Annotated in this window: 16 protein-coding genes and 2 pseudogenes; 7 read left to right on the forward strand and 11 right to left on the reverse strand. The window is 46.0% G+C overall.

Annotated features, from left to right (window positions below; translation table 11 throughout):
• Nucleotides 1-8: 8 nt before the first annotated feature.
• Together alsS and budC are read left to right on the forward strand one after the other, a co-directional pair.
• Nucleotides 9-1,712: an acetolactate synthase AlsS gene (gene alsS / locus J4N40_RS19605; RefSeq protein WP_104980562.1), complete on the forward strand. Its 1,704-nt coding sequence runs from the start codon at nt 9-11 to the stop codon at nt 1,710-1,712.
• The gene (gene budC / locus J4N40_RS19610; RefSeq protein ID WP_064354692.1) at nt 1,709-2,467 is read left to right on the forward strand and encodes a meso-2,3-butanediol dehydrogenase; all 759 of its coding nucleotides are present in this window, start codon (nt 1,709-1,711) and stop codon (nt 2,465-2,467) included. The genes alsS and budC overlap by 4 nt, the downstream gene beginning before the upstream one ends.
• Before the next feature lie 90 nt (nt 2,468-2,557).
• On the opposite strand, the gene J4N40_RS19615 is transcribed toward budC, so the two are convergent.
• The gene (locus tag J4N40_RS19615) at nt 2,558-4,471 is read right to left on the reverse strand and encodes a BCCT family transporter (protein WP_064354691.1); all 1,914 of its coding nucleotides are present in this window, start codon (nt 4,469-4,471) and stop codon (nt 2,558-2,560) included.
• Nucleotides 4,472-4,602: 131 nt separating this feature from the next.
• Nucleotides 4,603-4,911 (reverse strand): class I SAM-dependent methyltransferase, encoded by a 309-nt coding sequence (locus J4N40_RS19620; RefSeq protein ID WP_226083206.1) that lies wholly within the window; start codon nt 4,909-4,911, stop codon nt 4,603-4,605.
• Here J4N40_RS19620 and J4N40_RS19625 point away from each other — a divergent pair.
• From J4N40_RS19625 to J4N40_RS19635, 3 genes and pseudogenes are all read left to right on the forward strand, one after another.
• Nucleotides 4,896-5,120 (forward strand): annotated as a pseudogene (locus J4N40_RS19625) (molybdopterin containing oxidoreductase); the annotation flags it as partial. The gene J4N40_RS19620 and the pseudogene J4N40_RS19625 sit on opposite strands and share 16 nt — an antisense overlap.
• A gap of 76 nt (nt 5,121-5,196) precedes the next feature.
• Nucleotides 5,197-5,816: pseudogene (locus tag J4N40_RS19630) on the forward strand (c-type cytochrome).
• Nucleotides 5,817-5,933: 117 nt separating this feature from the next.
• Nucleotides 5,934-6,410: a hypothetical protein gene (locus J4N40_RS19635; protein WP_250654678.1), complete on the forward strand. Its 477-nt coding sequence runs from the start codon at nt 5,934-5,936 to the stop codon at nt 6,408-6,410.
• A 3-nt stretch (nt 6,411-6,413) separates the two neighbouring features.
• On the opposite strand, the gene J4N40_RS19640 is transcribed toward J4N40_RS19635, so the two are convergent.
• The 9 genes from J4N40_RS19640 to J4N40_RS19680 form a co-directional block, all read right to left on the reverse strand.
• Complete coding sequence (locus J4N40_RS19640) at nt 6,414-7,010, reverse strand: methyltransferase domain-containing protein (RefSeq protein ID WP_115386576.1); 597 nt, start codon at nt 7,008-7,010, stop codon at nt 6,414-6,416.
• Between the two features lie 136 nt (nt 7,011-7,146).
• The gene (locus J4N40_RS19645; protein ID WP_115386575.1) at nt 7,147-8,349 is read right to left on the reverse strand and encodes a phenylacetate--CoA ligase family protein; all 1,203 of its coding nucleotides are present in this window, start codon (nt 8,347-8,349) and stop codon (nt 7,147-7,149) included.
• Nucleotides 8,350-8,358: 9 nt separating this feature from the next.
• On the reverse strand, nt 8,359-9,180 hold the full coding sequence (locus J4N40_RS19650) for an ABC transporter ATP-binding protein (protein ID WP_017633695.1): 822 nt from the start codon (nt 9,178-9,180) through the stop codon (nt 8,359-8,361).
• A gap of 80 nt (nt 9,181-9,260) precedes the next feature.
• Nucleotides 9,261-10,505, reverse strand: coding sequence for an ABC transporter substrate-binding protein (locus J4N40_RS19655; protein WP_005373285.1), 1,245 nt, complete (start codon nt 10,503-10,505; stop codon nt 9,261-9,263).
• A 45-nt stretch (nt 10,506-10,550) separates the two neighbouring features.
• Complete coding sequence (locus J4N40_RS19660) at nt 10,551-11,618, reverse strand: branched-chain amino acid ABC transporter permease (protein ID WP_005382737.1); 1,068 nt, start codon at nt 11,616-11,618, stop codon at nt 10,551-10,553.
• Nucleotides 11,619-11,629: 11 nt separating this feature from the next.
• On the reverse strand, nt 11,630-12,523 hold the full coding sequence (locus tag J4N40_RS19665; protein WP_005373295.1) for a branched-chain amino acid ABC transporter permease: 894 nt from the start codon (nt 12,521-12,523) through the stop codon (nt 11,630-11,632).
• On the reverse strand, nt 12,523-14,475 hold the full coding sequence (locus J4N40_RS19670; RefSeq protein WP_005373296.1) for a long-chain fatty acid--CoA ligase: 1,953 nt from the start codon (nt 14,473-14,475) through the stop codon (nt 12,523-12,525). Before J4N40_RS19670 ends, J4N40_RS19665 begins: the two co-directional genes overlap by 1 nt.
• Nucleotides 14,475-15,275 (reverse strand): ABC transporter ATP-binding protein, encoded by an 801-nt coding sequence (locus J4N40_RS19675; protein ID WP_005373297.1) that lies wholly within the window; start codon nt 15,273-15,275, stop codon nt 14,475-14,477. The genes J4N40_RS19670 and J4N40_RS19675 overlap by 1 nt, the downstream gene beginning before the upstream one ends.
• A gap of 242 nt (nt 15,276-15,517) precedes the next feature.
• Complete coding sequence (locus tag J4N40_RS19680; RefSeq protein WP_005373299.1) at nt 15,518-17,155, reverse strand: electron transfer flavoprotein-ubiquinone oxidoreductase; 1,638 nt, start codon at nt 17,153-17,155, stop codon at nt 15,518-15,520.
• A gap of 155 nt (nt 17,156-17,310) precedes the next feature.
• Here J4N40_RS19680 and J4N40_RS19685 point away from each other — a divergent pair, with 155 nt between their 5' ends.
• A complete protein-coding gene (locus tag J4N40_RS19685) occupies nt 17,311-18,063 on the forward strand; it encodes an electron transfer flavoprotein subunit beta/FixA family protein (protein ID WP_005373300.1) in 753 nt (250 codons plus the stop codon).
• Nucleotides 18,060-18,986 (forward strand): electron transfer flavoprotein subunit alpha/FixB family protein, encoded by a 927-nt coding sequence (locus tag J4N40_RS19690; RefSeq protein ID WP_005373301.1) that lies wholly within the window; start codon nt 18,060-18,062, stop codon nt 18,984-18,986. The genes J4N40_RS19685 and J4N40_RS19690 overlap by 4 nt, the downstream gene beginning before the upstream one ends.
• The last annotated feature ends 64 nt before the right edge of the window (nt 18,987-19,050 follow it).

The raw sequence follows: 19,050 nt of genomic DNA on the forward strand, positions 1-19,050 counted from the left end.
GACAACAAATGCAATCCAAACCTTCAAATAAAAATGGAGCTCAGTTGATCGCTCAACAGCTAGAGTCTCTCGGCATTAAGTACATATTCGGTATTCCCGGTGCAAAAATCGATCGACTGTTCGATGCGATTGAAGACACTAACATCCAAATGATTCCTGTACGTCACGAGGCTAACGGCGCATTTATGGCGGGCGTTATGGGAAGACTAACCGGTAAAGCAGGCGTCACAATGGTTACGTCAGGCCCAGGCTGTGGAAATCTAGTTACGGGGGTGGCAACAGCAAACTCCGAAGGCGATCCGCTGATTGCTATCGGTGGCGCGGTGAAACGAACTGACCAGCAAAAACAAACACACCAGAGCATGGATACCGTCAGTATTTTTCGCTCTATAACCAAGTTCAGTGCTGAAGTGCAGCATGTGGACGCCGCAAGCGAGATCATGGCGAACGCATTTCGTATCGCAGAGTCAGGTCGTCCTGGGGCTTGCTTTTTGAGTCTCCCCCAAGATGTTTTATCCGAGCAAACCCAAACGGACATTATTGTCCCCTCGCCTTACACACAGCCTGGTTGCGCAGACATCGTAGCAATCGAAGAAGCGGTCAGTCGAATCAGTAAAGCAAAGCGCTGTGTGGTTTTACTTGGCCTTCACGCGAGCCGCAGTCAAAACGCTGCTGCTATCGCCCGATTTCTTCAAAATACGCAGCTACCCGTTGTCGGCACTTACCAGGCCGCCGGCACGGTAGACATCAATTACTATCATCACTTTGCTGGGCGTGTCGGTTTGTTTAATAACCAACCTGGCGATGTTTTACTGCGGGACGCCGATTTAATTCTCACCATCGGCTTTAGCCCAATAGAGTATGACCCTGAGCTTTGGAACAGCCACCGCAACCCGGTGATTCACCTCGATATTGAACCAGCAGAATACCAACTTAATTATCAGCCTTGTGTTGAAATCGTCGGAAACATTGCGCAGTCATTAGACAAAATGGGCAGCTATATCTCTGAATATGCTCGCCTTTCCCCAACGGCACTTTCAGTACTGGAAGAGGTAGCACTGCAACGGCAAGTGATCAAGACCTATCCCAATGTCTATAACAAGCAAGGGTTTCATCCACTGGCGCTAATTAAAGCCATGCAATCCATCATCACACCAGATACCACGCTATGCCTTGATATGGGGAGCTTCCACATCTGGATCGCTCGTTACTTAAGCTGTTTTCGAGCTCGCCAAATGCTGGTGTCTAACGGCCAACAAACAATGGGCGTTGCACTACCATGGGCCATTGGTGCCAGCCTACTAAAACCTGGTAGCAAAGTGGTATCAATATCGGGAGACGGCGGTTTTATGCAATCGAGCATGGAGTTAGAAACCGCGGTTAGACTGAACTGCAATATCGTCCATATTGTGTGGGTTGATAACGCCTACAACATGGTAGAAATGCAAGAGATCAACAAATATCAGCGCTGCTCTGGTGTGAAATTTGGACCAATTGATTTCAAGGCCTACGCCGAATCATTTGGCGCGAAAGGCTTCGCAGTGACTAGTCAACACGAATTGCTACCGACATTGAATAAAGCCATGGACGTTGAAGGACCAGCAGTGGTGGCTATCCCCGTAGATTACAGCGACAACGACAAACTGATGTTGCCGCGCACAGAGAAAAATCAAGATCCCGTTTTTGTAAGTTTCGAAGGAGAAATCGCATGAGAGGATTAAAAAATAAAGTCGCACTCGTGACTGGCTCTGCCAATGGCATTGGTTTGGCCATCGCAAAACGTTTGTATGAAGAAGGCGCAAACGTCGCTCTTGCCGATTGGAATGAAGAGCAGTTGGCAAACGCCGTTGAGGGCTTTGATAAACAGCGTGTGTCGGCACATTCCATTGATGTTTCTGATCCAGACAAAGTCGCAGCACTGATTTCTGATGTTGTTACCCGTTTCGGTAAACTGGATATTTTAGTAAACAATGCTGGCGTACATGTCCCAGGTTCCGTGATTGAAGGTAGTTTGGAAGACTGGAAGAAGATCTCTGGTGTAAACATTGATGGTGTTGTTTATTGCGCGAAGTTTGCTTTGCCTGAACTCTTAAAAACGAAAGGTTGTATGGTAAATACCGCGTCCGTTTCCGGTTTGGGTGGTGACTGGGGTGCCGCATTCTATTGCGCGAGTAAAGGCGCAGTGGTGAACCTTACCCGAGCGATGGCATTGGACCATGGTGCGGATGGGGTAAGAATTAACGCCGTATGCCCAAGTTTAGTAAAAACCAACATGACAAACGGCTGGCCGCAGGACATCCGCGATAAATTCAATGAGCGCATTGCGCTTGGCCGAGCAGCCGAACCTGAAGAAATTGCGTCTGTCGTGACTTTCTTGGCAAGTGATGACGCATCTTTCATTAATGGCGTAAACCTACCTGTAGACGGCGGTGCCACCGCATCAGATGGTCAACCTAAAATAGTGTAAGCATTAACACTGATTGAGCAGAATTTTTAACTGTAAGGTATCCACGCAAAAAAAGAGCCGAGTTTGTACTCGGCTCTTGTGTGCCTGTTCTTAAGCCTGCGATGTTGCTAAACCTGCCGACGCGCCGCCTAATAACACATGATTAAATTCCATTCGAGATTCTTGGGCTTGCTCAGACAGTTCTTGTTTCTTCTTTTGAGCCAACTCAAGCGCTTCGGTTAGTTGCTGTAGCTCTGTTTGCATCTCTTCTGGTAAATGATGGTCCGAAAACCCAGATTCACAGCTGTGTTCTAAGGCAAATGCGCGAATTCTCTTACGCATGCTCATCAGGGCCGCCATTGCTTCGCGCTCTTCTTCAGCCGCCTGTTGAGCTAAGTCTTTAAAGCGCTCAAATTTCGCCAAAGCCATTCCCTCTGTTGACCAAGGGTCAATTTCCGGCAGTTCTTCAATGTTAATGGTTGGCTCTTCGTATTCTGCTTGATGTTTAATATCTAGGCTCGCCGCGCGGACAAAGGACACCATCAACATCACCGAGATAACTAACAACGGTAAACCTCCCACGATCGCAGCGGTTTGTAATGTCGATAAACCTCCCATGAACATTAGGACGGTTGGCAGAAAAGACAAAGTAAACGCCCAGAACAAACGGTTCCAGCGCATCGGTTCTTCCGTCACATCATTTTGAACCACAGACGCAAGAATGTACGAGATAGAGTCAAACGAAGTCGCCGTAAAAATGATACACAATAGTGTAAAAACACCAATAACGATTGGCCCTAACGGTAATGTGTCTAACGTTGCAAAAATAGCCGCTGGCGCGCCTGATTCGTTGAGGATTGCAATGACATCAAGCTCACCCGTCAATTGCAACGATAAACCATAGTTACCTAAAACAATGAAGAATAAGAAACAACCTAAAGAACCGTAAAATATAGAACCTACGACCATCTGTTTGATCGTTCTTCCACGCGAGATACGCGCAACAAACAATCCCATACAAGGAGCAAAGACCAACCACCATGCCCAGTAGAAAATAGTCCAGTCTTGCGGGAAGTGTGTATCTGTAAACTCACCATAACCACCAAACGGCTCCGCCCAGGTAGCCATAACAAAGAAGTTAGACAACATACGACCAATTGAATCTAAGCCCGTTTCTAACATGAACACGGTTGGCCCAACGGCAAGTATAAAGAGTAACAAGCCCATCGCACCCCAGAAGTTAATGTTACTAAGGAATTTGATCCCCTTCTCAAGCCCTGCATACGCGGAGTAACCAAAAATAGCAGTACAGAGAAGTAATACAGCCACTTGGCTGAAGGTATTGTTTGGAAGACCGAAGATATGATGTAGACCACCATTGATAAGAGGCGCTGCTAAGCCAAGCGTAGTCGCCGCGCCACCCAACATACCAAAAATAAACAACACATCAATAAACTTGCCAATACCACCGTTTGCACGCTTTTCTCCTAATACAGGCATTAACGCACTAGAGATTTTCAAAACAGGTTGTTTGCGTACATAAAAGAAGTAAGCGATAGGCAGAGCAGGAATAAGGTAAATTGACCAAGCAATCGGTCCCCAGTGAAACAGACCATAAGTCGCGGCCCAGCGAATGGCTTCTTCACTGCCTGCTTCCAACTGAAATGGTGGTGATTGATAGTAGTATGCCCACTCGATACACCCCCAATACAGAATACTTGCGCCAATACCTCCACAAAATAGCATTGCAGCCCATGAGGCGTTACCAAATTCTGGTTGCTCGTCGGCTTCACCAAGTTTGATTTGGCCAAGATCGCTGAACACGGTGTAAATCATAAAACACATTGCTGCGATACCCAGTGCGAGGTATAACACACCAAGCTTATCGGTCATGAAAAATTTGGCCGAAGCTATCCAATCCGCACCTTGTGTGGGAAATAAAATTAAGGGTATAACGACGCTGAGTAAAAGAAAGAGTGAGCCTAAGAAGGTAGGCTTATCGATGAGAGAAAATGATTTGTCCATATTATATATCCTTATATTTTCAAAGGACATGATCCACATTTCTCGCAACTTCGCCAATTCACAACACTTATCGTTACCACAAGAATAATTGTCTTTAAAAGATGCATTATGTGACGCTGATTTTGTATTCATTATTTGATGCCATAGCGTTTAAATACGGCAACTTTTCTGCCACACCATCCAGCGCTCCTACCTTTAAAAACCTCAACACTGTTTGCCACCACTGAGGATTCCACAAGCTTAAACGTCGGTTCTAGATAACCCTCCAACTCCCCACTTCGCAAACAAAATGGAGGGAAGCGAGAGTGGTAATCATCATCTATAACGAAACAACCAATTAACAAACCGTCTCTTGTCAGCAATTTATCCACCATAGCAAAGTAATCTGGCCACTGGTCTCTCGGTAGTGCAGCGAGAAAGGATTGATTTTGGCGCAACATGTATGGATGCCGAACTCGCAGCCCCAGCCAATGACAGCGCTTGGCAGACGTTCAACGCCAAAGTGACATTCCCCCAAGCGGGCTACTACGAAGTTGGGGCAAAGGCGACTGATGACCAAGAGGTGGGCCAACCTTTTGCTATCACATGGAACCCGAAAGGTTACCTCAACAACACCTTCCACCGAATCGCGCTGATTGTTAAGGGTTAAACATGAAGGGGGAATAACAGTGAAAGCAACATCCTTAAATAAGCGGGTTTTCCCGCTCTCGTTTACTTTTCTCGCGCTGTTAAGTTACTCAGCCTTAGCAAACAATGACGAGTTGATAGCCGCAGGCGAACAGCAAGCGATGGTGTGTAAAGCTTGTCACCAGTTTGAAAAATGGAGGAAGTGCTTGTGGGGCTGCCTCTTTGGGGCTTAGCAGAGCGTGATATTGCCGGCTTTACAGGCTTCAATTACAGCGAAGCCATCAAACAGCATCAAGGTCAATGGGACGCAGAAAAACTGGATGCTTTTTTTGGCGTCACCACCAGAGTTTGCTCCGGGCACAAACATGGTCTTTCCCGGCGTAAAAGACCAGGGTGCGCGAGCCGCAATCATTGCATGGCTAGCAACCCAAAACCCTACACGCCACCAGATTGGAATACTGCTTCATCTGAAATGGAGGTCAAATCAGCTGGTGATGGGATATTAGCGCCAGGAGAGAATATGGAACTCGTCGCGGCAGTCTGCTCAGCCTGTCATTCGTTACACATGGTCACACAACAATGACTAAGCCGCCAACGATGAGATGAAACCTTAGACTGGATGATTGAAGAGCAAGGGATGGATGAACTGCCGGGTGATAATCGCGAAGCCATTCTGAAATACCTTTCGACCTATTATGGGGGTAACTCCCGCCTTTAAAACTAACGCTTATTGATATTTTACATACGTATTCTTTCTGTGTGAGTATCCCCTCAACAGGAATAGAGTGAAGTAACCTCTGTTATTTCACAGTATGTATCGATGAGGTTTAAAAGATTGAAGGCAGAAGAGTTTTTTGACAACCATTACCTTTCTATTTGGGTTTTTCTTGTTGGCGTGGCAGTCATTACCTTGATTATGATGGGAGGCGGCATGGCAGTAACGTTGCTGGCAATATTGATTGACCAGTCGTCTGAGCACTTAACTACTGATACTTTCTTGGCTCTAAACTTTTCTTTTGCTGGGGTCATGACTCTACTGCTTGTTATCCCAAGCATGATGATTGTTAGAGGCAAACCTAAAGCGGCAGAAATCAACTTAATCAATATTTACTTTCAGTTCCTTGTTTACGCTCTTGGCCTATTCCTTCTTGAAGATGAACATAAACTTTTTTTTGTTAGTTTTGTACTTTTTCCTATTATCGCTCTCTGGCTCATGGCATCGACCAAATATCATACATTTGTGACTTACTTTTCAGCGATTAAAAAAGAACCAGACAGTTTCCGCGAATACTTTCTAAAGAAGTCTCAGTGACGACTAACGTTTCTGCCACACCATCCATTGTTCTCTGCCTTTAAAAACCTCAACACTGTTTGCCACCACTGAGGATTCCACAAGCTTAAACGCCGGTTCTAGATAACCCTCCAACTCCCCACTTCGCAAACAAAATGGAGGGAAGCGTGATAGGTAATTATCATCAATGACGAAAAAACCAATTAGAAAACCTCCGCTTGGCAATAATTTATCCACCGTCGAAAAGTATTCTGACCACATGTCTCTCGGTAGTGCTGCGAGAAAGGCCCGCTCGTAAATGACATCAAACGAGTGAGAAAAATCGGCATTAAATACATCACCCAATACGACTTTATCTTTGTAGTTACCTAACGCTGATTGCGCCATTTTTACCGCTTCTTGGCTGTAATCCATCGCGATCACGTCATGCCCATATTGAATAAAAGTGCTCAGTTCATAAGCGGCACCACACCCAGGAATAAACACTGACTGGCCTACATGAAGTGAATTGTCGAGATAGTCCTTGAGTTCTTGAGGTGTCGATTGGGCATCCCAAGGCATAGTGCCTCGGATAAACAAATCATCCCAGAATTGTGTGTTAATCATTGGTGCCTGTTTCATTTACCCGCTCCCTGATTGCGGTAGTAAAAAATAAAGGGATACGCAGCGCAATGTGGTATCCCTTTTCTAGCCTTTTGTCTGACGTTGTTAGTTTTTTATGACAACCACTTTCTACTGCACTTATGCCACCAATGAGTTAACTGCGAAGATCATTGATTAACGGCTGCTCCGCTTGGTTCGGTACAAACTGGACATTGCCTTTCAGTTTAGTGACAGACTGGAGTGTTGCTTGAATGTCCTCTGCTGATACATGCACATCATGACAACAGAAAGTAATGGCATCGTTGAAGCCATCGCGTTCAATTTTCAAGGAGCCTTTAATATCGTGGCGACGACAGACTTCTTGGATCTGATGCGGATAAACAAACAGCCCTTTTACTTTCACCGCGGAGTCTGCTCGTCCCATCCAGCCCTTAATTCGTGCATACGTGCGTAGCGAATCCGAGCCCATTTCTAGGTATGCCGATAAATCTCCCGTTGCGTAGCGAATCAGCGGGAACTTCTCATCGAGCGACGTTACAACGACTTCACCGACTTCTCCCGGTTGTACAGGAACACCATCAGGATCAACGATTTCAACAATAATATCTTCGGCAATCACTAATCCTTGTTCACCAGACACTTGATAAGCAATCAAACCAAGCTCTGCACTTGCGTAGGCTTGAAAGACTGCAATGCCTTTGTCCTCAAACATCTGTTGCATGTCTGCTGTAACCGCTTCACCAGAGACCAGAGCTTTCTCAAAGCTAGGCAGCTCATCGTATTTCTCTTGGTACTTTTGTAGCAACGTCAGCAAATACGAAGGTGTGCCAGTGTAACCATTAGGTTGAAGCTGTTTAATTGCCTCTATTTGCGCTTCGGTATTGCCTACTCCAGCCGGAAATACCGCACAGCCACAAGCCCTTGCACCACCATCCATAATAAATCCGCCAGGAGAGAAATGGTAAGAGAGCGTGTTATGCACTAAATCACCCGCACAGAACCCAGCTGCGTGAAACGCACGCCCCATACGCCAGAAATCGGCCTCATCCGTTTGAGCCTCATATAAAGGCCCAGGAGACTGAAAAACACGCGCCATTTGACCAATGGCAACGCTATTTAAGCCACCAAACGGCGGTTTAAGTTGCTGCTGATTAGGTACATTGAACTTACGTGTAATCGGGAACTTAGCAAGCCCTTCACGATTGTTTGCCAATGTAGGCTCTAACCCAGAAAAATGCGCCGCGTAATGTTCGCTATTGACTTTCGAATTTTCAATCAACGTTGGCAGACGTTGAAACAACGACTCTTCTCGCGCCTGTAGAGACAACGATTCTTTCGCATCAAATAGTTCGTTCATCCTTGCTCCTTACAACCAACGCTTACGACGTTTGTAAGATTTCAGATTCTTAAAGCTCTTGCGATCTTCATCGCCGCCGCCAAGGTAGAATTCTTTTACGTCTTCATTGTTTAGCAATTCGTGCTTGCTGCCATCTAGTACGATTTTGCCTGATTCCATGATGTAACCGTAATCGGCCGCTTGAAGAGCGAAGTTGGCATTCTGTTCAACCAAAAGCATGGTAATACCTTGCTCTTTGTTGATCTTGTTAATAATGCTGAATACTTCTTTAACTAGCAGTGGAGAAAGCCCCATAGACGGTTCGTCCAACAAAATCATCTTCGGTCGAGCCATTAACGCTCGGCCAATCGCTAACATTTGTTGCTCACCGCCAGACAAATAGCCCGCCAGGCCAGTGCGCTCTTTGAGTCGCGGGAAATAGTCAAACACCATTTCGATGTCTTGTTCAACTTCGTTGTCAGAGCGTGTATAAGCGCCTAAGCGAAGATTTTCTATTACCGTCATATCTTCAACAATTCGGCGCCCTTCCATAACTTGGAAGATGCCCGAACGGACGATCTCTTCCGGGCTTTTGTTGTCTATACGCTCGCCCATGAAGTTGATTTCGCCGCGCGTCACTTCACCATCTTCGGTTTTCAATAAACCAGAAATGGCTTTCAACGTTGTGGATTTACCCGCACCGTTGGCGCCCAGTAAGGTCACAATCTGCCCTTTTGGAACTTCTAAACTCACACCGCGAAGTACTAGTATTACTTCGTCGTAGACGACTTCAATGTTGTTCACTGAAAGCAGTATTTCTGCCGGTTCGATATTCGTTGCTAATTCAGCCATCAAGCTACTCCTTGCTAGGGTGAGAGTGTTCTCTCACCCATCCTTATTTTCAGTAAGCTTTGTTATTAATAAGTCGTAGATTAGTAACCTAGCCAATCGTCACGACGTGACAACGTCACCTGAGATACTTTCTTAATATCAACTGCGCCGCCATCGTTGTTGCCCATAAAGACGTTCACGGTTGTTGTGCCTCGGTGATCTTCCGGTTTCCAGTTCGCAGGGACACAAACACCTTCTAAGCCTTGTGGTACCCAGTTGTCATGGACATACATGCCCTTCTTGATGTTTTCACCTGTGATACCACCGTTGTCTTTCGCCCACTCCATTGCTTCTTTCATATAGAACGCAGAACAAATACCGCGAATGTAATGGTGAGTTCTGAATTCGCCCGGCTCTGATTCAGACTGCTTAGAAATCTCACGGACCAGCTTCATGCCTTCATTATCGTCTCCCCAAAACGCCGTCATACCTGGGAAAACGTAATCTTTAAGGCCATCGCCTGCTGCTTCAAGCACTGGCTTATCGCCGCCCCAAATGTTTGCCATGTACTGGAACTCTGTCCCAACCGTGTTACAAGACTTCACTAGTGAGATAACCGAGCTACCGATATTAGCAATGTAACCGTAGTTGGTGCCTGACTCTTTCAGCGACAAACATTGCGCTTTGAAGTCCCCTGGTTTTAGTGACACAACGACTGGGTTTTGCACATCAAAACCAAGTTCTTTGGCGTACTCTGCACACGCTTCTTTTGGCGCATTCGGGAATGGATGGTTATCGCCAATGTGCGTAAATTTCGGCGCACCTTGATTGCCCTTAGATTCCCAATCTTCTTTCGCCCACTTAACTAGCGCACGGCACGCATCTGAGTACGACGCACCATAAAAGAAATTATAAGGCGCTGGTTTCGCGGTTTTTGGGTTTTTGCCAGTTGGGTCAGTTAAGTGACCAGAGTAAGAAGCAGAGAACACCGGCACTTTGTCTTTGGTAACAAACGAAATAAGCGCTTCGGTATCCGCCGTACCCCAACCTTGCAGCGCAACCATGTCTTTACGCGCAACCCAACGTTTATAGTTAGAAATCGCCACTGGTACTTTGTACGCCATGTCTACTGTTTCAAATTCGAGCTCGGTACCGTTAATGCCACCGTTTTGGTTAATCCAACGCAATGCGTCTCGCACGCCAGAACCATAAGGCTTGCTCACATAGGCAGTTGGTCCAGAAAAGTCGACTAATTGCCCGACAAACACAGAATCTTTTGCCCAAGTTGCGGTAGTAAACAGTGCAGATGACAGCACCAACGTTGTCGCTAAATGTCCTTTGTTCATAACTCGTTGTCCTTGTTATTGAGGTATATTCCACTTAATTCCACGTTAATATGAGAACGGATAGTGTTTCCAATATGCTCGAATCTGTTGCCAGCGATGCGATAATCCTTGAGGTTCGAAAATAAGGAACAACATGATGACTAAACCAATCGCCATCTCTTTGAAGTAAGCCAGACCATCAGTGAAAGCGGTGGTATCACCAAACGCTGAAAGCCCCGTTACGCCAAACTCCAAAACTTCAGGCAGCAATACGATAAATATCGTCCCCATCAATGTGCCTTTGACTGAACCCAAGCCACCAATGATGATCATTGCCAAGAACTGGATAGACATCATGATGGTGAAGCCTTCTGCTGATACAAACCCTAGATAATGTCCGTAGAGTGCCCCCCCGATGCCTGCATAGAATGCACACACTCCAAATGAGAGCAGACGATACTTGGTTAGGTTGATGCCCATGATCTCTGCTGATAGATAGTGATCTCGTACTGAGACAAACGCGCGACCGTCACGAGAACGGATTAAGTTTGATGCCCACATATACATGAAGATCAGCGCAAACAGAGCGATGTAGAAGAAGCTTTCGTCAGTCGTAAACTCAAAGCCAAACAAATTAATTGGGTTCGCGCTAGCACCGTATGAGCCGCCACTGAACCAATCTGCGCGAGCAAAGAAGTCCTCTAGAATAAACTGCGCCGCCAACGTTGCGATAGCTAGGTATAAACCTTTAATTCGAGCAGCTGGCAGACCAAACAGCATCCCCACAATCATGGTTAAGTAACCCGCGAGCGGAATCGCAAACACGACTGGAATGTTAAACTGGTTATTTAGCCAAGCCGATGCAAAGGCGCCAAAGCCAAAGAACGCACCGTGACCTAGCGAGATTTGTCCGGTAAAACCAACCAAAATGTTTAAGCCCAATGCCGCGATACCGAGGTATGCAATCTGAATAAACAGGTTTAGGAAGTAAATATCCAAGACCAGCGGTGCTGCCAGCATGGCGATGACACCTGCAATCGCAAGGCTTCTGATGGTTTTGGTTTCAAAAATTGGCGTATCGCTTTTGTATGTGGTTCGAAAATCCCCACATGGGCGCATGCTAAGTTGAGCCATGTTATTTCTCCTTAAATACGCTCAATATCTTTGGTACCAAACAGGCCATATGGCTTGAAGGCAAGAATGATTAACAGCACATAGAATGGTGCGATGTTGTACAGGTTACCCACTTGCAGGTATTGGCTATCAAAAAACTCAGCCAAGTTTTCTAGCACCCCGATGGTAATACCACCGACAATTGCGCCGACTACCGAGTCTAAGCCACCTAAAATAACGGCTGGGAAAACTTTGATACCAATAATGGATAGCGCGTCAGATACGCCGTTAACGATACCGATAACAATCCCTGCTGTTGCAGATACCATTGCCGAAATGGCCCAACTGATGGCGAACACTTTCTTGATGGAAATGCCAAGACTCTGGGCTACTTGCTGGTTGAATGCCGTTGCGCGCATTGCCAGACCCATTTTGCTGAATTTGAAGAACCAGTAGAACGCGCCCATGATGAGCATTGAGAAGATCAAGCTCAGAATGTAAGCAAACTCAACATTCAAACCTCCGATATTCACCACGTTGGTTTCGAACACTTGCGGGTACGACACAGCAGAGACACCGAATATCCACTTCATCAGCGCTTGGAAAAACATCGATAGACCAATGGTCACCATGATCACAGAGATAATCGGTTCACCAATCAACGGTCTGAGCACAATGGTTTGCACGGCGATACCAAAAATCATCATGAACGCGAGCGTGAGTAAAAAGCCTATAAAAAACGGTAACTGTAGGTGTACCAATGCCGCCCAACATACCCATGCGCCAATCAACAGGAACTCACCCTGAGCAAAGTTGACCACCTGGGTCGATTTGTAAATCAATACAAAGCACATGGCGACAACGCCATACAACATGCCAACGATCACGCCATTAATGACGAGTTGCAGTAATAAATCCGTATTCACTATGCGATCCTCCGTTGTTCGCTATCCACTAGTGTTGGCTCATGCTCAATAAGCGTTTCAATAACTAGCGACGTTTGAATGCGTGTTTTGGTGCCATCTTGATAAGTGATCACTGTATCGACATCGACTTTTGGATCGTCGCTGTAGATGGTTTCGATGATGTCTCCGTATTTCTCTGCAACCACACCACGGCGTACTTTACGTGTGCGAGTTAGCTCTCCATCGTCGGCATCCAGCTCTTTGTAAAGTAGAATGAATTTGCTGATCTTCTGTGCATCCGGTAGGGATTCGTTCACTTTTTGAACTTCTTCACGAATCGCTTGGTACACTTCTGGTTGAGCAGATAAGTTGGTGTAGTTGGTAAATGCCAAGCCGCGTTGCTCTGCCCACTTCGCGACGATCGCATAGCGAATACAGATGATGGCAGACAGCCAAGGTCGACCTTTACCTACCACCACGGCTTCTGCAATAAACGGCGAGAACTTGAGTTTGTTTTCGATAAACTGTGGCGAATAACGGTCGCCATGGCTGGTTTCCGACATATCTTTCAGACGATCAATCACCACCAAGTGACCGGAATCTTTAAAATAGCCCGCATCGCCTGTGTGCATCCAACCATCTTGAACATCTTCATCATATGCTGCTTGGTTGTTTAAGTAGCCAGTAAACATGCCTGTACTTTTCGCGATGATTTCACCAACGCCATTGCTGTCCGGGTTGATGACTTTCACTTCTGCATTATCAAACGCAACACCAACGGAATCGTAATCCACATCATCCGCTTGGTGCACGGTGTATGCGCCACACATTTCGGTCTGACCATAAAGCTGCTTAAGTGGCACACCAATAGCTTGTAGGTAACGGAAAGTATCCGGTCCCATCGCCGCACCGCCGGTTGCCGCAGATGTCAGGTTCGAAAACCCTAAACGGTCACGCAGAGCACGCAGAAGAATCCATTCAGCCAACTTAGAGCGTTTACCCTGCTCCAGCGCTTTGTTGGCTAAGCTCATGCCCAGTTTGTACATCTTTTGCTTAAACGGTGTCGAATCCATCATTCGTGCAGACACGTCTGCCACAATGTTTTCCCACACACGTGGCGCTAACAGCACAAAGTTTGGACCGATTTCACGCAAGTCGGACATCATGGTTTCTTGTTCTTCCACAAAGTTAACGATTTGACGAGAAATCAACGCCTGACCAACCACGTAAACCTGCTCCATAATCCAAGGCAAAGGCAGAACAGAAACGTAGTTGTCGCCCGGGGAACGAGGGTCTGCACGCAAGTAAGCCGCACAGTGATCCAAGAACGTGCCACTGTGTAGCTGAGCCAATTTTGGTTTAGAAGTCGTACCCGACGTTGTACAAAGAATTGAAAGATCGCTGCCTTTGGTTTCAACAACCATATTGAGATATTTGTCTGGGTCCGCTTTATCAATCAGCTGACCTTTTTTGTAGACCTGTTCAACATCAATCAATCTTGGATCATCGTATTTACGCATTCCACGAGGATCGCAGTAAATAATGTATTCAACGCTAGGAATTTCATCACCAAGCTCAAGCAGCTTGTCACATTGCTCTTCATCTTCGGCAATCACGACTTTTGCTTTGGCATAGTTGATAAGGTACGCCACCTCTTCGTGCATAGAATCTTGATAGATGCCCAGCGAGAAACCTTTGATCGCATGTGCCGCTAACTCGCCCCATACCCATTCCGGGCGGTTATCACCTAACAAACCAACGACATCTTGCTCACCAATACCCAAATCTCGTAGTGCCAGTGCCATCCACTTGACGCGGTTTTCATAATCCTTCCAAGTGAACTCTCGCCATATACCAAACTCCTTTTCACGCATTGCGACTTGTTCGGGCCAGTTCTTGGCATTGTGTTGCAACACTTTTGGAAAGGTATCTAAGCGGGTTATATCTGCCCAATCATTATGTTGCTGTGCCATTATGCACTCTCCTCTAATGTCGGTAACTCTTCGCCTAAGTACGCTTGTTTCACATGTGGGTTGGCCATCACTTCTTCAGGCTCACCCGTAGCAATGTGTTTACCGAAATCCAAAACCAAAACGCGATTAGAGATGTCCATGACCACGCCCATGTCGTGCTCAATCATGATGATCGTGATATCTAATTCTTCATTCAGATCCATGATGTAACGTGCCATGTCTTCCTTTTCTTCCAAGTTCATACCTGCCATTGGTTCATCAAGCAGCAGTAACTTAGGTTTTAAGGCAATGGCACGAGCAAGCTCTACACGCTTACGTAAGCCGTAAGATAGGGTGCCTGCAGTCGCTTTTCGGATGTGCTGGATTTCTAGAAAATCGATCACGTCTTCCACATATTTGCGGTGCGCCATCTCTTCTTTCTGCGCATTAGAGAACCAATAGAGTGGCCCCGTGACGAAGTTGTTTTTTAGTAGGTGGTGTCGGCCAACCATGATGTTGTCCAGTACCGACATGTGAGAAAAGAGCGCTAAGTTTTGGAAGGTTCTTCCCAACCCTAACTCAGCTCGTTGGCTAGGTGTCCGTTTAGTTACATCATCTCCAGCGAAGATTACAGAGCCTTTGTTTGGTGTGTATCGACCAGAGATGCAATTGAGCATTGAGGTTTTACCTGCACCGTTTGGGCCAATGATTGAAAAAATTTCCTTTTCATTCACATGGAAGCTCACGTCAGTTAAAGCTTTCACCCCACCAAAAGCCAATGAAATATCGTTTACCTGCAACAGAGGCGATTCCGATACCATAGTTGATCTCCCTTTCGTTATTTTAAGTGCGTTCCATTGAGCACTATTTGATCAAACCTAACTTTGATACTGGTAACCGCTTTTACACCTATGCATCAACTTTGTATTCAGTTTACGTAAACGTCAATTTAAAATCAGAATAGTGCCTGAAAGATTAAGTTGCAATCGAGTTCATCGAGAAAGATTTGAACTAACGCAAACTTTAAGTAAATAAATTGTTAATAAAAATTATTCTCAAACGCTTACATATTTGGATAGTTCGGACCACCACCACCTTCTGGCGGAGTCCAGGTAATATTTTGACTTGGATCTTTGATGTCGCAGGTCTTACAGTGGATACAGTTGGCCGCATTTATTTGCAGCTCTGGCTGCTGCTCCCCCTGTACGATTTCATACACGCCAGCCGGACAATAGCGCTGTGCTGGCTCTGCATATAATTCAAGGTTCTGCTCAATAGGGATCCGCTGGTTCTCCAGTCGTAAGTGGCATGGTTGATCTTCCTCATGGAAGATATTGGATAGATAAACAGAAGAGAGGCGATCGAAACTTAACACGCCATCAGGCTTCGGATAGACAATTTCATTGCTGCTTTCCGCCAATAACAGAGACTGATGATCAGGCTTATCACAGCGGATATGCCACTTAGCTTTGCCTTTTAATACGTTATGTTCCAGCAGCGCTAAACCACCGCCCAGCCACGATCCAAAGCGGTGAATGCCACTTGAGAAGTTACGTGCTTGATAAAGCTCTTCATACAGCCAAGACTGTTTGAAATGCTTTTGATAATCAGCAGTAACTGACTGACTCTCAAGGGCTTCACATACTGCTTCAGCGGCAAGCATGCCAGATTTTATTGCCGTGTGTGTGCCTTTGATTTTAGCGCCGTTAAGTGTTCCTGCATCGCATCCAATTAATAAACCACCAGCAAATTGCTGAGTGGGAAGCGAATGAAAGCCACCCTTGGTGATCGCCCTTGCGCCATAGCTAATACGCTTCCCATTTTTGAGGTATTGCTCAATCAACGGGTGGTGTTTAAAACGTTGAAACTCATCAAATGGACTCAAGTGCGGATTCTTATAATTCAAGTCAACAATCAACCCGACGGCAACTTGGTTTCCCTCTAAATGGTAGAGATAACTGCCACCTGTAGCTTCATTTGATAGCGGCCAACCTAATCCGTGCACTACTAAACCTTGCTGATGCTGCTCTGATGGGATTTCCCACAGCTCTTTAAAACCGATAGCGTAATGTTGAGGCGTTTTCTCTTCAGCAAGATTAAATCGGTTAATCAACTGCTTACCAATATGCCCCCGTGCGCCTTCAGCAAATAAAGTAAACTTCGCTCGCAGTTCAATACCAGGTTCGAAATTTCCTTTTTGTTCACCATTTTTGTCTAACCCCATATCGCCCGTGATCACGCCACAAACACGACTATCTTCATCGATGATCGCTTGACTGGCGGTAAAACCTGGGTAGATCTCCACCCCCAAGTTCTCAGCCTGCAACGCCATCCATCGGCATAGACTGCCCAAACTTATGATGTAATTACCTTTGTTATGTAACGTATTAGGCACCGCCCAAGAAGGCAGTTCATGACCATTGATGTCATTGCCTAGATAGTAGGTTTTATCTTGGTTTACTTTGGTATTGAGCGGAGCGCCTTTCTCTTGCCAGTCGGGAAAAAGCTCATCCAAACTTCGCGTTTCAAACACCGCACCCGATAAAATATGCGCTCCAACTTCAGAGCCTTTTTCTACCACGCAAACAGAGAGGTCTTGTTCTTTTTCTGCTGCTAATTGTTTGATTCGGCATGCCGCAGACAAGCCTGCGGGACCTGCGCCTACAATCAGAACATCAAATTCCATGCAGTCTCTTTCCATGATTGCATTCCTTTTTCTTTGCATGTTGCCAACTTGTTAATCAACAATATATTTAAAGTTGACGCAAACGTAAAGGTAAATTAACATCATTTTAAAGACGTCATCACATCGTCTTCACTGTAAACACATAGTCTTCACTGTAAAAGGAATCTAACGTGAAAATACTAGTGCCAATCAAAAGGGTCATTGATCCCTACGTTAAAGTTCGCGTGAAAGCGGACCATAGCGATGTTGAAACCAATAACGTCAAGATGACGATTAATCCATTTTGCGAAATAGCCGTTGAAGAAGCCGTACGACTAAAGGAGCAAGGTATTGCAGATGAAGTCATCGTTGTCAGTGCCGGCGGTAGCCAGTGTCAGGAGCAACTACGTACTGCGCTTGCGTTAGGTGCCGATCGCGCTATTCATATCGATACTGAAGACAAAATAGAGCCATTGGTCGTCGCTAAGCTGCTCAAAGCTCTGGTTGAGCAAGAACAAGCACAGCTTGTGATTACGGGTAAACAATCCATTGATACGGACAACAACCAAGTGGCTCAGATGCTGGCCGCCCTACTTGACTGGCCTCAAGCAACTTTCGCTTCCGACGTGAAGATAGAAGATCAAAAAGTTCAGGTCGTGAGAGAAGTGGACGGCGGCTTGATGACGGTCGCGATGAACTTACCTGCGGTGATCAGTACTGACTTACGCCTGAATGAACCGCGTTTTGCCTCTTTGCCTAATATCATGAAAGCTAAGCGCAAGCCGTTAGATACCATCACACCTGACAGTCTGGGTGTTGAAGTGGTATTTAGCCAAACCATTCAAGAAATCACACCGCCAGCGCAAAGAAAAGGTGGCATCAAGGTTGAATCTGTCTCAGAGCTTCTCGATAAGCTGCGTAACGAAGCGAAGGTGATTTCATGAAGAACTTAATCATAGCAGAGCATGACAATAACCAATTGCATGCTGACACACTCAAAGTGGTTAATGCAGCAAAACAAGTCAGCCAAGACAATGTTTTGATCGTAGTGGGCCACCAGTGTGAAGAAGTCGCTCAACAAGCTTGTCGCGTTGATGGTATATCAAACGTAATTTGTGTCGATGATGAGCAACTTAAGCATCAATTTGCCGAGAGTATCGCACCTATTGTAGTGAGTGTTGCTGAAGGTTTTGACGCAATCTGGGCTAGCTCATCATCAAAAGGGAAAGATCTTGCACCGCGAGTAGCAGCGAAGTTCGGCGTTGGGCAAATTTCCGATATTGTCCAAGTTATCGATGAAAACACTTTTATCCGCCCTATTTACGCAGGAAACGCATTTGCCAAAGTGACCACCAGCGACAAGGTTCGCGTCATCACCGTGCGCGCGTCTGCGTTTGAGCCGGTTACTTGTCACAACCAAGCTGATATTAAGCATCAGCAGGTCACTATCTCAGCTCCAATGGTTGAATTGGTTTCTGTCGATAAAACCGTGTCAGAACGTCCTGAATTAAGCGCGGCAGAGGTGGTTGTGTCAGGTGGACGCGGGGTCGGTAGCAAAGAGAACTTCGCGTTGATCGAACAAGTTGCCGATAAACTAGGTGCTGCCATTGGCGCTTCTCGCGCGGCAGTTGATGCCGGGTTTGTTGCCAACGACTTACAAGTGGGTCAAACCGGTAAAATCGTTGCACCTAAGCTTTATATAGCGGTTGGGATTTCCGGTGCCATCCAGCATCTTGCAGGAATGAAGGAATCCAAAGTGATTGTCGCGATCAACAAAGATCCAGAATCTCCTATCTTTGAAGTTGCCGACTATGGATTGGTTGGTGATTTATTTGAGGTACTACCTCAGCTTGCCGAACAACTTTAAACGATCAGATAAGGGGCGAACACCGCTATGTTCGCCCCTTTATTTTGTTTTTGGTCATATTCAA

It is taken from the genome of Vibrio sp. SCSIO 43097, assembly GCF_023650755.1.
Taxonomy (GTDB): domain Bacteria; phylum Pseudomonadota; class Gammaproteobacteria; order Enterobacterales; family Vibrionaceae; genus Vibrio; species Vibrio alginolyticus.